We start from the raw sequence: 14,073 nt of genomic DNA on the forward strand, positions 1-14,073 counted from the left end.
GCGGGCTGCTACTTCGGTGGCACTTCGCCGAGCCGGTCGGCGACCGCCGTCGTGATCGCGCTGGCGCCGAGTTCCGTGCCCGGCTTGATCCACGGCTCGTCCGGCTGGGGGCCCGCGATCGTGCGCTCGCCGAGGAACGCGCCCGTCACCGGGTCGATGATCAGCTGGCGGATCTCGTGGCTGTCGTCCAGGCCGAGGGCCACGCCGGTGCGGCCGTCGAGGTTCGCCTGCGCCGCCAGGACCGTGATGCCCGGGATCTTCGCCAGCGCCCGGTACCACTGGGCCCGCAGCTGCGCCGGCATCTGGCCCGCGCGGAGGACCTCGATGCCGAAGTGGAACATCACCGACGGCGTCGAACCGCGGCCCTTCGTCAGGTTCTTCAGCTTCGCGTACAGCGCCGCCGGGTCGTGGGGCAGGGCCGCGTAGAACGCCGGGCTGTCGAAGTCGGTCGCGTCGCCGCACTTCTTCGGGGGCTGGGCCTGCGGGAAGAAGTCGCCGCAGCGGCCCTGCCACTGGCCCTGGTCGGTGTCGTCGACCGGCGGCTCGGGGGCCTGCGCCTGCGGCACCGATCCGCCGAGGAACTCGCCGGTGTGCAGGATCTTGCGCGTCTCCTGCCAGACGTCGTGCTCGTCGGCCGGGATCCAGCGGTCCACCTGCTGCTCCCACAGGTAGGTGTACCCCGTCGTGCCGTCGCCGGTGTGGACGCCGCGCTGCACCCACGTGTGCTCCCCGACGTACCGGAACCGGCCGGGCCCCACGGGCTGCTCGGCCGCGCCGACCGTCAGGTCCGCCGCCCGGGTCAGCACCTGGACCGCCGACATCAACCGGACGTCCGGGACCGCCGTCGTCGGGACCGGCGACGGCGTCGCGGCCGGCACCGGCGGCGCGGCGGCCGGCCCCGGATCCGACGGGCGCTGCAGTACGACGACCGTAGTCACCGCGACCACGCCGGCCGCGGCCGCGGCCACGGGCAGGACGAACCGGCGCCGGCGCGTCGTGGCGGGCGGCACGGCGTCGAGCTCGGCCAGCAGCTTCGCGCGGGCCGCGGTCAGGTCCGCGGGGGCGGTGCGGGCGTCGCGGTGGAGCAGCCCGAGGGTCTCGTCGAGCTCGTTCATCAGTGGTTCTCCTCGGTGGGGACGAGCAGGGCCTGGAGCCGGTGGCGCACGCGGTGCAGGCGCGAGCGCACCGTGCTCGCGGGCACGCCGAGCGCCTCGGCGACTTCGGCCGGTTCTAGACCGGCCCAGGACGTGAGCAGCAGGACGTCCCGGTCCTGTTCGGACAGTCCGGCGAGGGCGGCGGCGAGCACGCGCAGGCGCGCCGCCGCGTCGACCCGGCCGGCGACCGCGGCGTCGTGGTTTTCGGCCGGGCGGTCCGCCGCCCCGGCCCGGGCGGTCAGCTGGAACCCGCGGACCTCCTGGCGCACGTGGTTGCGCAGGAGGTTGGTGGCGATCCCGTAGAGCCAGCCGCGGATCGGCGCGCGTTCCGGGTCGTAGCTCGCCCGTCTTCGCAGGGCGACGACGAACGTCTCCGCCACGAGGTCGTCGGCGACGTGCACGCCCACCCGGCCCGCGAGGTAGCCGCGCAGGGGAGGGGCGTACTCGTCGAAGAGCCGCGCGAAGACCTCTTTCGGGTCTCGTGCGGCGAAGTCGGGCCGGTCCAGCCGTTCGACGATTCTGGTCACGCTACTGGTTGTCGCGGCCCGCCGCCCGCGTCCCCGGCCGCCCGCCCGGATGAGACGCACGCCACATCCGGCGGCTCCGCGCGAACACCGCGGCGGGGTGCGGACAAGAGCCGGTATGCGCAGGGGAACCGCGATGCTGGTCGCCGGGACGTGTGCCGGCGCGGTGGTGGCGGTGCTCGGCGTGGCCGCGGCGGTGCGCCCACCGGCCCCGCCGGGCTCGCCGCCGCCCGGACCGCCGCTGATCACGAGCGTGGCGACGACGGCGACCGCGGCGCCGCCGGACCGGCCCGCCGAGCCGCTGCGCGGACGGCTCGGCCCGCGGACGTCGTGCCCTGGACACCCTTCGGCGACCGCGAAAGGCTGCTAGCCCGGCCCTCCGGTTCGCCCGGGCGGGCCCGGCCCGGCGCGGGACGTCCGGAACTCGCCGGTTCGGCGGTACCGTCTCGGGGGTGAGACGGTACGACGTGGAGGGGGCCAGGGTGGTGGACCGGGCGAAGCCGGGGGAGCAGACGAGGGCGCCCTTGCCGGGGCCCCGCCAGCCGAGCCTGGCCGACGTCGCCGGGATGGCCGGTGTTTCGCACATGACGGTCTCGCGCGTGGTCAACGAAAGCGGGCCGGTGCGCCCGGAAACGCGCGAGCGGGTGCTCGCCGCGGTGCAGAAGCTCGGGTACCGGCCCAACACCGCCGCGCGGGCGCTGGTGACCGGGCGGTCCGGCACCCTCGGCGTGGTCGCGCTCGAGTCCAACCTGTACGGCCCGGCGAGCACCCTCTACGGCATCGAGAACGCGGCCCGCGAGGCCGGGTACGGCGTCGCGATCTGCAGCGTGACGCGGCCGGGCCGGACGTCGATCGGCGACGCGGTGGAAAGCCTGCGGCGCCAGGCGGTGGAGGGGATCGTCGTGATCGCCCCGCACGTCACGGCCGGCCGCGCGCTCGACGCGGCGCCCGCGGACATCCCCCTGGTCGCGGTCGGCGGCGGCGACGCGGCGCCGGTGCCGGTGATCTCGGTCGACCAGTACGACGGCGCCCGCCGCGCCACCGAGCACCTGCTGTCCCTGGGCCACCGGACGGTCTGGCACCTGGCCGGGCCGGAGGACTGGCTGGAGGCCCGCGACCGCGAACGCGGCTGGCGCGACACCCTGGAGGCGCGCGGCCTGCGGGTCCCCGCGGTGGTGCGCGGCGACTGGAGCCCGCGGTCGGGGTACGAGGCGGGCCGGGCGCTGGTGGGCAAGCGCGGGCTCAAGGCGGTGTTTTCGGCCAACGACCAGATGGCCCTCGGCCTGCTGCGGGCGTTCACCGAGGCCGGCATCCGGGTGCCGGAGGACGTCCACGTCGCCGGCTTCGACGACGTCCCGGAGGCGGCGTACTTCACCCCGCCGCTGACGACGGTCCGACAGGACTTCATCGAGGTCGGCCGCCGGACGTTCGGGCTGCTGGAGGAGCGGATGGCGGGCGGGGACGCCGGCGCCCGCCACCTGGTGCCGGCCGAACTCGTCGTCCGGGACAGCACCCGCCCCCGCTGACCCCGGCTTTTGTGTGTCAGATGTCCGGCTCGCGCTGAATGTTAGCGCTAACACCACGTCGGCACTGATCCATTGTGGTGTTGTATCTTGACCGCTTCTGTGTGATCGGCAAAGGTTCGTGTTCGATTGTGGTCCCCGCCGCTTCAGGAGGCCTCGGATGCGCCGCCGCTCCCGCCCGCTGTTCGCCGTCCTGCTCTCGTTCCTGTTCGCCGTCGCCGGGGTCGTCGTCCCGCAGGCGGCGGTGGCCGCGCCCGCGCCGCCGGCCGCCCACCGCGTCACCTACGACGGCTACTCGTTCCTCGTCGACGGGAAGCGGACCTACCTGTGGTCCGGCGAGTTCCACTCCTACCGGCTGCCGAGCCCCGACCTGTGGCTCGACATCTTCCAGAAGATGAAGGCCGCCGGCTTCAACTCGACGTCGCTGTACTTCGACTGGGGCTACCACTCACCGCGGCAGGGCGGCTACGACTTCTCCGGCGTCCGGGACCTCGACCGGCTGCTCGACATGGCGCAGCAGGCCGGGCTCTACGTCATCGCGCGGCCCGGCCCGTACATCAACGCCGAAGTCGACGGCGGCGGGTTCCCGACCTGGCTGTCCACCACCCCCGGCCACACCCGCAGCGCCGATCCGGTGTACCTCAAGTATTCCGACGAGTGGCAGACGCAGATCGACCGGATCATCGCCCGGCACCAGCTCACCAACGGCACCGGCAGCGTGCTCGCCTACCAGGTCGAGAACGAGTACTACAACGGCAACGCCGACGGCCGCACCTACATGCAGCACCTGGAGGACAAGGCCCGCGCCGACGGCATCACCGTCCCGCTGGTCGGCAACAACAACGGCACCTTCAACGCCGGTACCGCCGCGCTCGACGTCGACGCCGCCGACTCCTACCCGCAGGGCTTCGACTGCTCGAACCCCACGCGCTGGAACGGCGTGCCGGACATCAGCTACGACCACGTCCCCGGCAAGCCGCTGATCACCGCCGAGTTCCAGGGCGGCGCCTTCGACCCGTGGGGCGGCCCGGGCTACGAGAAGTGCGCGCAGCTGATCAACGACCAGTTCGCGAACGTCTTCTACAAGCAGAACATCGCCGTCGGCGCCACCGGCCAGAGCTTCTACATGCTGCACGGCGGCACGTCCTGGGGCTGGAGCGCGATCCCGCAGAACTACACCTCCTACGACTACGGCGCCGCGATCACCGAAGGCCGCCAGTTCGACCCGAAGTACGCCGAGGACAAGCTGATCGGCTACTTCACCCAGTCCGTCGCCCCGCTGACCAAGACCGACGGGCTGGCCGGGGCGCCGCTGACCGATCCCGCGCTCACCGACACCGCGCGGATCAACCCCGACACCCGCACGCAGTTCCACACCCTGCGCCACGGCGACTCGACGTCCACCGCCACGAACACCACGAGCGTCGCGCTCGACCTCGCCGCGCACGCCGGCTACACCTACGACGACCCCGCGGCCGAAGTCGCCTACACCGGCACCTGGAGCCACGTCGGCCCCGAGGTCAACTACACCGGTGGCGACTACCAGCACACCGAGTCGTTCTCGGACGTAGCCGGCGACAGCGTCAGCATTCCCTTCACCGGCACCGGGATCCGGTGGGTGACGTCGAAGGACGGCAACCACGGCCTCGCCGACGTCTACCTCGACGACACCAAGGTCAGCACCGTCGACCTCTACGCGGGCAGCAAGCAGAACCAGATCACCGGGTACGAGGTCCGCGGCCTGCCGGCCGGGGCGCACACGCTGAAGATCGTGGTGACCGGGCAGAAGAACGCCGCCGCCACCGGGAACTTCGTCGTGGTGGACGCCGTCGACCTGCTGTCCGGCAGCGCCGACTACTACCCGGTCGTGCCCCAGCAGACCGGCACCGGCATCACCCTGAACGGGCGGCAGTCGAAGATCCTCGTCGCCGGCTACGACCTCGGCGCCACTCGGATGCAGTACTCGACGTCGGAGATCATGACGACCGCGACCATCGGCAACCGGGACGTCGCGGTGCTCTACGGCGACAAGGGCGGGCCGGGGGAGACCGTCCTGCGGTTCGCGAAGCAGCCGTCCGTGCAGGTCCTCGCCGGCGCCGTGACCAGCACCTGGGACGCCGCCCGCGGCGACCTTCGGCTGAACTACACCCACGACGGCCTGGCCCGCGTGCTCGTCACCGCCCCCGGCGCTCGCCCGCTGCTCCTGCTGCTGGCGGACAAGGCGACGGCGACGACGTTCTGGCGTCAGGACACCGCGGCCGGCCCGGTGCTGGTCCGCGGCACCCACCTGGTCCGGACCGCGGCCGACCAGTACGGGATGCTGTCGCTGACCGGCGACACCGGCACCGACGGCGCGTTCGAGGTCTTCGGCACCGGAAAGGCCGTGCTGTGGAACGGTTCGTGGGTGCCGGTGACGCCGACGCCCAGCGGCAGCCTCACCGGGACCGCCCCGACCGCGAAGGCCGTGCCGCTGCCCGCCCTGACCGGCTGGAAGCACCAGCAGGAGTCGCCGGAAAGCCAGCCCGGCTTCGACGACTCGGCGTGGCCGGTGGCGGACAAGGACACCACCAACAGCTCGACCGCGCTCGGCACGAAACCCGTCCTGTTCGCCGACGACTACGGCTTCCACACCGGCAACACCTGGTACCGCGGCCACTTCACCGGCGACGGCAAGCAGACGGGCATCACCCTGTCGAGCCAGAGCGGCGGCCCGGCCGGCGCCTTCTCGGCGTGGCTCAACGGCGTCTTCCTCGGCAGCTCGACCAGCCCGCAGCACACGTTCACCTTCCCGGCCGGGTCACTGCACCAAGGCGACAACGAGCTTTCCGTGCTGACCGTCAACATGGGCCACGAGGAGGACTACGGCGCCAACAACGGCAACAAGGCCGCCCGCGGGCTCACCGCCGCGCGCCTGACCGGCACCCCGCTGACGTCGGTGACCTGGCGGCTGCAGGGCGTCCGCGGCGGCGAGACCGGGCTCGACCCGGTGCGCGGGCCGCTCAACACCGGCGGCCTCTACGGCGAGCGCGCGGGCTGGTCGCTGCCCGGCTTCCCGGACCGCGGCTGGGCACCGGCGTCGCTCCCGGCGAAGGACACCACTCCCGGCGTCTCGTGGTACCGGACGACGGCCGACCTCGACCTGCCGCGTGGCCAGGACACTTCGCTCGGCCTGACCATCACCGACGACCCGGCGCGGCAGTACCGCGCGCTGCTGTTCGTCAACGGCTGGCAGCTCGGCCAGTACGTGAACTACCTCGGGCCGCAACACAGCTTCCCGATCCCGAACGGTGTCCTGAACCCGAACGGCCACAACACGATCGCCGTCGCGGTGTGGAACCTCGACGGCAGCACCGGCGGCCTCGGGAAGATCGCCTGGACCGACTACGGCAGCTACCGCTCGCCGCTGACCGTCCGGCCGAACGCCTCGCCCGGCTACGACCCGGCCCGGTACGCGCTGCCGCCGGCGCCCACGGCCGGGGTCACGCTGACCGCGCCGGACACCGCCTCGGGCGGCCAGGCGTTCACCGCGTCGGCGACCGTGCGGGTGCCGGCGGGCGCGCCCCCGGCGTTCGACGTCAAGCCGGCGCTCACCGCCCCGGCCGGGTGGACGGTCGGTGCGGCGACCCCGCCCTCGGTCCCGCGGATCGACGGCGGCAAGGCGGCGACGTTCTCCTGGACCGTGACACCTCCGTCCACTGTGGACACCGCCGCGCTGAAGGTCGCGGTGGCCTACCGGCAGGCGGGCCGCGCGGGTTCGGTGACGGGGGAACGGATCGTGGGCGCGGTGCCCCCGGCCCCGCCCGCGGGCCAGGTGGCGGTGAGCTCGCTGCCGTTCCTCACCGCGACGAACGGCTGGGGCCCGGTCGAACGCGACACGAGCAACGGCGAGGCGAACGCGGGTGACGGCAAGCCGATGACCGTCGGCGGGGTCGCCTACGCCAAGGGGCTCGGCGCCCACGCGGCGAGCGACGTCCAGCTCTACCTGGCGGGCGCCTGCACCCGGCTGACCGCGTCGGTGGGCGTCGACGGCGAGACCGGCAGCGGCGGCAGCGTGAGCTTCGGCGTGGCCGTCGACGGCACGACCAAGGTGACGACCCCGGTCGTCCGCGGCGGGCAGGCGGCGGTGCCGATCGACGTCGACGTCACCGGGGCCCAGGTGCTCGACCTGCTGGTGGGCGACGGCGGCGACGGCAACGGCCAGGACCACGCCGACTGGGCGGTGCCGACGCTGACCTGCGTCACGCCGCCCGCTCGGTGACCGCGGGCAGCGGCCGGAGCACGAAGGTGGCGCGGACCTCCCGCCGTTCGCGCCACAGGTGGTACAGCGCGAGCCCGAAGATGATCGTGCCCAGCACGTTCGCGGTGAAGTGCCACCAGACGCGGTAGGTGGTCAGCCCCGGGCCCGGGTCCACGAGCCCGAAGAACGTGGACAGCCCGATCGCCCGGGGCGCGCCGAACCCGATCGACAGCGTCAGGACCAGGTGCTCCAGGCCGTGCAGGCCCTGCATCCAGACGCCCATCTTCGCCCAGCGCCGGGTCCGGGTGCGGGTGGCGCGGCGGGTGATCACCATGACGCCCGCCAAGCCGGCCAGGAAGAGGAAGTTGCCGGTGAGGTGCAGCAGCTCCATCCCGAAGGTGGGCCGGTGCGGGAGGACCTGCTGCAGCCCGGCCGCCAGCCCGGCACCCCACGGCGTCATCCAGGCCGGGGAGTTCGGGTGGCCGAGCCAGTACCCGGCCTGGGCGACGTGCTCCTGGACGTGCCCGAGCTGCCCGAGGACGCCGAGGCCGATCACCGCCAGCGCGCCGCGGTACACCCCCAGCCGGACCGGACGGCGGTTGGCGTGGGCCAGCACACCCACCGCCGCCCACATGGCCACGGCCCAGAGCACCAAAAGGACCGCGCCCGCGGTGTCCCAGCCCGGCGCCGCCATCGGCATCGTCATGGCCGCCTCCCGAAATCGCTTCCCCCGACGCTAACCGGGGCGAGCCCCGCCGAACGTCTCCCGGAGTGCGCCCGGCAACCGGACAAACCGTTACACGGCAACGGTTTCGGGTTCAGGTCAGGACAAGCCGGACGGCCAGTGCGGTGATCACCGTGCTCGAGGCGAGCGCCGTCACCAGCCGGCCCCGCGCCCCGGTGAGGACCCGCCCGAGCAGGGCCCCGCCGCCGGCCAGGGCGGCTTGCCAGCTCGCCGAGGCGGCGAACGCGGCGAGCACGAAGACGCCCTGCTCGAGCGCCGGGACGGCGGTGCCCGCGCGGCCGCCGACGACCAGCGCCGCGAAGTACACGACCGTGGCCGGGTTGACGAGCGTGATGCCCAGCAGGCTGACGTAGGCGCGGCCGGGGCCGAGCGGCGTCACGGCCCGGGCGGCGGGTTCGCGGTGGGAGCGCACCGCGCGGAGGGCGCCGAGCGCGGCCAGCGCGATCAGAATCGCCGCCGAAACCAGCCGCAGCGGCCCGGCGACCGGCGTGACGACCTCGGCGATCGCGGCCCCGCCGAGCACCGCGACCAGCGCGTACACCCCGTCGGCGGTGGCGACGCCGAGCGCGGCGGCCAGGCCGGTCCGCAGCGACGTGCGGGCGGTGAGGGCGACGAGGTAGGTCCCGACGGCGCCGACCGGGATGGCGATGCCGTAGCCGGCGACCAGGCCGGCCAGCAGCGCGGCGGTCACGGCGCCGGCGTGCGCGGCCTCCGCGGACGGCACGGCTGCTGCCGGACCGGCGCGGTGGTCGCGGCGGCGGTCGGCAGGAGCGGAGTGCGGTGCGAGGTCATGCGCCGATCGTGACGGGCGGCGCGCGGGACGGGCAACCGGATTTTCCAGCCGGTGGGCCCGGGCGAGCTGTGCTTGAATCGGCCCGGGGAGGCACTCGAGCGAGAGAGGGCTTTCACGATGCTGGTCGACCTGACCGGGAAGACGGCGCTGGTCACCGGCTCCACCCAGGGCATCGGCGCGGCGATCGCGACCGGCCTGGCGGCGGCGGGCGCGCGGGTCGCGATCAACGGCCGCAGCGAGACCGGCGTCCACAAGGCCATCGCGCGGCTGCGCGAGGAGGTCCCGGACGCGGTATTCCTGCCCGCCCCGGGCGACGTCTCCGAGGAGGCCGGGGCCGCCCAGGTGGTCGAGGAGGTGCCGGACGCCGACATCCTGGTCAACAACCTCGGCATCTTCGGCGCCCAGGAGCCCCTGGACATCACCGACGCGGAATGGCGGCACTACTTCGAGGTCAACGTCCTGGCGGCGGTCCGCCTCACCCGCGCGTACCTGCCGGGCATGACCGAGCGCGGCTGGGGCCGGATCCAGTACATCGCCAGCGATTCCGCGATCGTCATCCCGGCCGAGATGATCCACTATGGAGTGTCGAAGACGGCGCTGCTGGGCGTGTCCCGTGGTTTCGCCAAGCACGCGGCGGGCACCGGCGTCACGGTCAACGCCGTGATCGCCGGGCCCACCCACACCGGCGGGGTGGAGGACTTCGTCTACGAACTCGTCGACAAGGACCTGCCGTGGGAGCAGGCCCAGCGCGAGTTCATGAAGCAGCACCGCCCGCAATCGTTGCTGCAGCGGCTGATCGAGCCCGAGGAGATCGCGCACCTGGTGGTGTACCTGAGTTCCCCGTTCGCCTCGGCGACCACGGGCGCGGCGGTCCGCGTGGACGGCGGGTACGTCGACTCGATCGTGCCGTGAGACGTTACGGCGTGACGGGGATGTTCGTCAGCCCCGAGCGCGCGTTCGTCACCGTGTTCGACGCGTAGACCACGTTCGGCCGCGCCGCGCACTTCGACACCGAGCTGATCCTGATCGCGTACTCGCCCACGCCGCCGAGGTCGGACTTGTTGCCGCGCCACACGTTCCCGCAGCCGTTGTCGAACGACGGGCTCGTGCTCGTGTTGTGGTTCTCGTAGCCGTTGGCGAACACCCCGGGCGGGGCGAACGTGCCCGTGTTGCCCTCGATCGTGTAGCCGATGCCCTTGACGTCGATCCAGGAGTCCGCCGAGTTCTCGCCGGTGATGCCGCGGCCGTCGAAGGTGTTGCCGCGGATGACGCCGTCGAACGTGCCCTCCTTGACGTCGATCGGTTCCGCCGCGACGAACGGGCCGATGTGGTTGTCCAGCACCTGGATCCGGTCGCCGCGGTCGACGCCGCCGGAGTTGCCGTGGCAGCCCCAGTTCGAGTTGGCCGAGCCGAGGTAGACGCCTTCGCCGTAGCCCGGCTGCACCAGGCCGGTGTAGGTGATCGTGGAGTTCTTCAGCACGCTGTCGGCCGACGAACGGCGGAAGTGCACCGCCTCCTCGTCGATGTGGTGGACCGTGACGCCGTCGATCGTGGTGTGCGGCGAGTTGTCGGCGACGATGCCCTTCTTGGACTCCTGCACGGTGAACCCGCTCAACGTCCAGTACGGCGCACCGAAGAGCCACAGGCCGTAGCCGGAGTCCCAGCCGGCGGTCGGCACCGGGCAGTCGGGGGCGTCGCCCGAGGGGCCGTCGTTGATCAGCACCGCGTTGGCCGGGCCGGACAGCCGGATCGGTTTCGCCGCCGTGCCGGCCTTCGTCGTGACGAACGAGCCGTGGTAGGTGCCGGCCGCGAGCCGGATCGCCTGGCCGGGTGCCGCGTCGGCCAGCGCCGCCTGCAGCTGGGCGGCCGTCGAGACGTCGACGACGTCACCGGTGGGCGGGGGAGTGGTGGTGGTCGTGGTCGTCGTGGGTGTGGTGGTCGTGGGGGGTACCGGGGTCGTCGTCACCTGGCCGCCGCCGTCGCACGGGACGCCGTCGACCGTGCACGCGACCGGGAGGCCGGTGCCGGTGACGGTGAAGCCGAAGTTCGCGGTGCCGCCGGGGGTGACCGTGCCGTTGAAGCCCGCGTTGGTGAACCGGTAGTGCGGCCCGGCCTGCGTCCGCACCGAGCTCCACGAGCCGGTCACCGCCGAGCCGGCGGGCAGGTCGAACTCGACGGTCCAGCCGGCGGCGGCCGCGTCGCCGCGGTTGGTGATCGTGTAGCCGCCGCTGTAGCCACTGGTCCAGACCGATGACCGGGCGAACGTGGCGGACAGGTCCGGCGCGGCGGCCCGTGCGGTGCCGGGCCCGCCCAGGGCGAGCACGGCAACGGCCGCGGAAATGGTTGTGACACCGAGGAAAACGGGTTTTCGCAGGGACACCGACGGCCTCCGGAACGGAAAAACTGCGGAGGTGTGCGGCGGACACCCGGACGTTCTCTTTATAGGCGACCATCCCGGAATTCGTCAACAGGATGAACGTCGATCACGTACGTGAACGCTGGCGAGGTGTGACACTTTACGGTGACCCCGCGCTGGGTGCGGGCCGGACGGGGAATTCTCCCCGGTGAACCCCTTGACAGCAGGGGAAAGTTCGCGGGAGGAGAGCACGATGAAGACCCGAATCGCTTCCTGGGCGGCGGCCGCGGCGCTCACGGTTTCCGCGGTGGCCGTCACGGCGGCTCCGGCGTCGGCGGACATGGTCCCCGGCAGCACGACCCAGTTCTACGCCTACTGCTCGGTCGACGTCCTGGGCGTGCCGGTCGCCTGCACGCAGACCGACGCGGCGCACGCCTCGCACGTCTGCCAGTACGTCGCCACCTCGCTCGGCGTGGGCCTGGACTGCATCCAGCGTTCGACGTGACCGGGTTCGGGACACAACCGGGACATTTCTGATTCAGACCTGTCGAACAACCCCGACGGGCCGGCGATCTTCTCCGGACACAGTGACCGGTGTGCGCTTCCCCGAGCGCACCCGGCACCCGGAGGAGACCGATGGCCCGAACCCGCATCCCACCCGTCGCCGGTGGCCTCGCCGCCGCCGCGGCCGTGGTGCTCGCCGCCGTCTGCTGGGTCGTGTTCCCGCCCGAAACCGCCGGGCGCGCGATCGCCGCCCGCCCGGTCGTCGACCTGCCGCTGCCGTGGCCCGCCGAGGGGCAGGCGAGCGCCGAGGTGCAGAACCTGGGCTCGCTCGGCAGCCGCGGTGAGCGGGGGCCGGTGCCGATCGCCAGCGTCACGAAGGTGATGACCGCCCACGTGGTGCTCAAGGACCACCCGCTGCGCCCGGGCGAAGCCGGCCCGGAGATCACCGTCGACGAGCAGGCCGAAGCCGAGGCGAACTCGGCCGAGGAGTCGAGCGCGCCGGTCCGGGCGGGCCGCGGGATCGGCGAACGGGACCTGCTGGCCCTGATGCTCGTCCCGTCCGGCAACAACGTCGCCCGCCTGCTGGCCCGCTGGGACGCCGGGAGCCAGGAGGCGTTCGTCGCGAAGATGAACCGCGAGGCCGCCGCGCTCGGGATGACCAGCACCACCTACACCGGCGCCAGCGGCGTCGAGGACTCGACCACGAGCACCGCCACCGACCAGCTGCGGCTGGCGCGCGAGGTGATGCGCAACCCCGTGATCCGCGCGATCGTCGCGACCGCGGACCTGCGGGTCGACGGCGTGCCGGGGCCGATCGCCAACACGAACTCCCTGCTCGGGCGCGACGGCGTGATCGGGCTGAAGACCGGCTCGTCGACCGCCGCCGGCGGCGCCCTGATGTGGGCGGCGCGGGCGGGCAACGGCGCGTTGATCCTCGGCGTGGTCCTGCACCAGAGCCCGGGCGGCACCCCGGCGGCCGGGTTGCGGGCCGCGCTGGAGACCAGCGGGAAGCTCATCGCGGCGATCCAGCGGGAACTGCCGGCGGCCACCCGGTGACCGCCACCACCGAACGGCCGGTGCGCCCGGGGCGGTGGAGCGGGACGTGGCGGCGCGGGCGTGTCATCACCGCCTTCGCCGTCCTGACCGCGGTGCTGCTGCTCGCGCACCCGCTGGTGCCCAACTGGGCGGGCAACGCCGGCAGCCTGCTGGAGACGTTCCTGCCCTGGACCGGCCTGCTCGTCGTGCCGTTGCTCGTCGCGGCGCTGCTCCGGCGCTCGGCTTTGGCGCTCGTGGCCCTCCTGCTGCCGACGCTGGTCTGGGGCGGGTTCTTCGGCGGCCGGCTGTTCGACAAGCGGCAGGCCGGCGGGGACTTCACGATCGTGTCGCACAACGTCAACGACGAGAACCCGGACCCGGCGGGCACCGCGCGGGCCCTGGCCGCCGCGGGCGCCCAGGTGATCGCGCTCGAGGAGCTCAAGAAGTCCGAGGTCCCGAAGTACGAAGACGCACTGGCCGCGGCCTACCCGTACCACTCCGTCCAGGGGACCGTCGGGGTCTGGAGCATGTTCCCGCTGCGCGACACGCGGCCGGTGGCGATCATGCCGTGGACGCGGGCGCTGCGGACCACAGTGGACACTCCGAAGGGGCCGGTGGCGGTGTTCGTGGCGCACCTGCCGTCGGTGCGGGTGCGGCTGGACGCGGGGTTCACCGCGGGCGGCCGCGACGCCGCGATGCAGCTGCTGGCGGACGCGATCGCCGAGCATTCCGCGGCACGGACCGTGCTCGTCGGCGATTTCAACGGCACCGCCGACGACCGCGCGCTGGCGCCGATCACCGCGCGGATGCAGGTCGCGCAGGAGGAAGCGGGCGACGGCTTCGGCTTCACCTGGCCCGCCGGGCTGCCGCTGGCCCGGATCGACCAGATCTTCGTCGCCGGGGTGCGGCCGCTGGCGTCGTGGTCGCTGCCCGCGACCGGCAGCGACCACCTCCCGGTCGCCGCCACCCTGGCCCTCTGACCGGCGGACCGGCGTACCCGGAGGGACGGCTCGCGTACCCGGAGGGTCGGCTCGCGTACCTGGGGGGTCGGCTTGCGTACCTGGAGGGTCGGCTTGCCGCGGGCTGTGGTAACCGGCCGCGGGAGACCGCGAACATGCGCTTGAACACCGGGCCGCGCTGACGGGCGGTGAATTTCAAACGACGCTCCGCGCAGGTCGGGCCGTCGAACGCGGCGTCAGGGG

General features: G+C 73.2%; 12 protein-coding genes. 7 read left to right on the top strand and 5 right to left on the bottom strand.

What is annotated here, in order from left to right:
- Positions 1-8 precede the first annotated feature (8 nt).
- Together ABZW17_RS17950 and ABZW17_RS17955 are read right to left on the bottom strand one after the other, a co-directional pair.
- A complete protein-coding gene (locus tag ABZW17_RS17950) occupies positions 9-1,115 on the bottom strand; it encodes a CU044_5270 family protein (RefSeq protein ID WP_354814652.1) in 1,107 nt (368 codons plus the stop codon).
- Positions 1,115-1,672 (bottom strand): RNA polymerase sigma factor, encoded by a 558-nt coding sequence (locus ABZW17_RS17955; RefSeq protein ID WP_354815099.1) that lies wholly within the window; start codon positions 1,670-1,672, stop codon positions 1,115-1,117. The genes ABZW17_RS17950 and ABZW17_RS17955 overlap by 1 nt, the downstream gene beginning before the upstream one ends.
- A gap of 124 nt (positions 1,673-1,796) precedes the next feature.
- On the opposite strand from ABZW17_RS17955, the gene ABZW17_RS17960 reads away from it, so the two are divergent.
- The 3 genes from ABZW17_RS17960 to ABZW17_RS17970 all read left to right on the top strand — a co-directional run bounded on the left by ABZW17_RS17960 (position 1,797) and on the right by ABZW17_RS17970 (position 7,459).
- On the top strand, positions 1,797-2,048 hold the full coding sequence (locus ABZW17_RS17960) for a hypothetical protein (protein WP_354814654.1): 252 nt from the start codon (positions 1,797-1,799) through the stop codon (positions 2,046-2,048).
- Between the two features lie 112 nt (positions 2,049-2,160).
- Complete coding sequence (locus ABZW17_RS17965) at positions 2,161-3,204, top strand: LacI family DNA-binding transcriptional regulator (RefSeq protein WP_354815102.1); 1,044 nt, start codon at positions 2,161-2,163, stop codon at positions 3,202-3,204.
- 157 nt (positions 3,205-3,361) lie between these two features.
- Complete coding sequence (locus ABZW17_RS17970; RefSeq protein ID WP_354814656.1) at positions 3,362-7,459, top strand: beta-galactosidase; 4,098 nt, start codon at positions 3,362-3,364, stop codon at positions 7,457-7,459.
- On the opposite strand, the gene ABZW17_RS17975 is transcribed toward ABZW17_RS17970, so the two are convergent.
- Together ABZW17_RS17975 and ABZW17_RS17980 are read right to left on the bottom strand one after the other, a co-directional pair.
- Entirely contained in the window at positions 7,440-8,144 is a 705-nt protein-coding gene (locus ABZW17_RS17975; RefSeq protein WP_354814658.1) for a DUF6008 family protein, read from the bottom strand. The two genes, ABZW17_RS17970 and ABZW17_RS17975, sit on opposite strands and share 20 nt — an antisense overlap.
- A 112-nt stretch (positions 8,145-8,256) precedes the next feature.
- A complete protein-coding gene (locus ABZW17_RS17980; RefSeq protein ID WP_354814660.1) occupies positions 8,257-8,907 on the bottom strand; it encodes a LysE family transporter in 651 nt (216 codons plus the stop codon).
- A gap of 186 nt (positions 8,908-9,093) precedes the next feature.
- On the opposite strand from ABZW17_RS17980, the gene ABZW17_RS17985 reads away from it, so the two are divergent.
- Positions 9,094-9,888: an SDR family oxidoreductase gene (locus tag ABZW17_RS17985; RefSeq protein WP_354814662.1), complete on the top strand. Its 795-nt coding sequence runs from the start codon at positions 9,094-9,096 to the stop codon at positions 9,886-9,888.
- 4 nt (positions 9,889-9,892) lie between these two features.
- On the opposite strand, the gene ABZW17_RS17990 is transcribed toward ABZW17_RS17985, so the two are convergent.
- Complete coding sequence (locus ABZW17_RS17990) at positions 9,893-11,356, bottom strand: cellulose binding domain-containing protein (protein ID WP_354814665.1); 1,464 nt, start codon at positions 11,354-11,356, stop codon at positions 9,893-9,895.
- Positions 11,357-11,585: 229 nt separating this feature from the next.
- Here ABZW17_RS17990 and ABZW17_RS17995 point away from each other — a divergent pair, with 229 nt between their 5' ends.
- From ABZW17_RS17995 to ABZW17_RS18005, 3 genes are all read left to right on the top strand, one after another.
- Positions 11,586-11,837, top strand: coding sequence for a hypothetical protein (locus tag ABZW17_RS17995; RefSeq protein WP_354814668.1), 252 nt, complete (start codon positions 11,586-11,588; stop codon positions 11,835-11,837).
- Positions 11,838-11,968: 131 nt separating this feature from the next.
- On the top strand, positions 11,969-12,892 hold the full coding sequence (locus ABZW17_RS18000) for a D-alanyl-D-alanine carboxypeptidase (protein ID WP_354814670.1): 924 nt from the start codon (positions 11,969-11,971) through the stop codon (positions 12,890-12,892).
- Complete coding sequence (locus ABZW17_RS18005) at positions 12,889-13,851, top strand: endonuclease/exonuclease/phosphatase family protein (protein WP_354814673.1); 963 nt, start codon at positions 12,889-12,891, stop codon at positions 13,849-13,851. Before ABZW17_RS18000 ends, ABZW17_RS18005 begins: the two co-directional genes overlap by 4 nt.
- Positions 13,852-14,073 lie beyond the last annotated feature (222 nt).

This window comes from Amycolatopsis sp. NPDC004625, assembly GCF_040609695.1.
Classification (GTDB): Bacteria; Actinomycetota; Actinomycetes; order Mycobacteriales; family Pseudonocardiaceae; genus Amycolatopsis.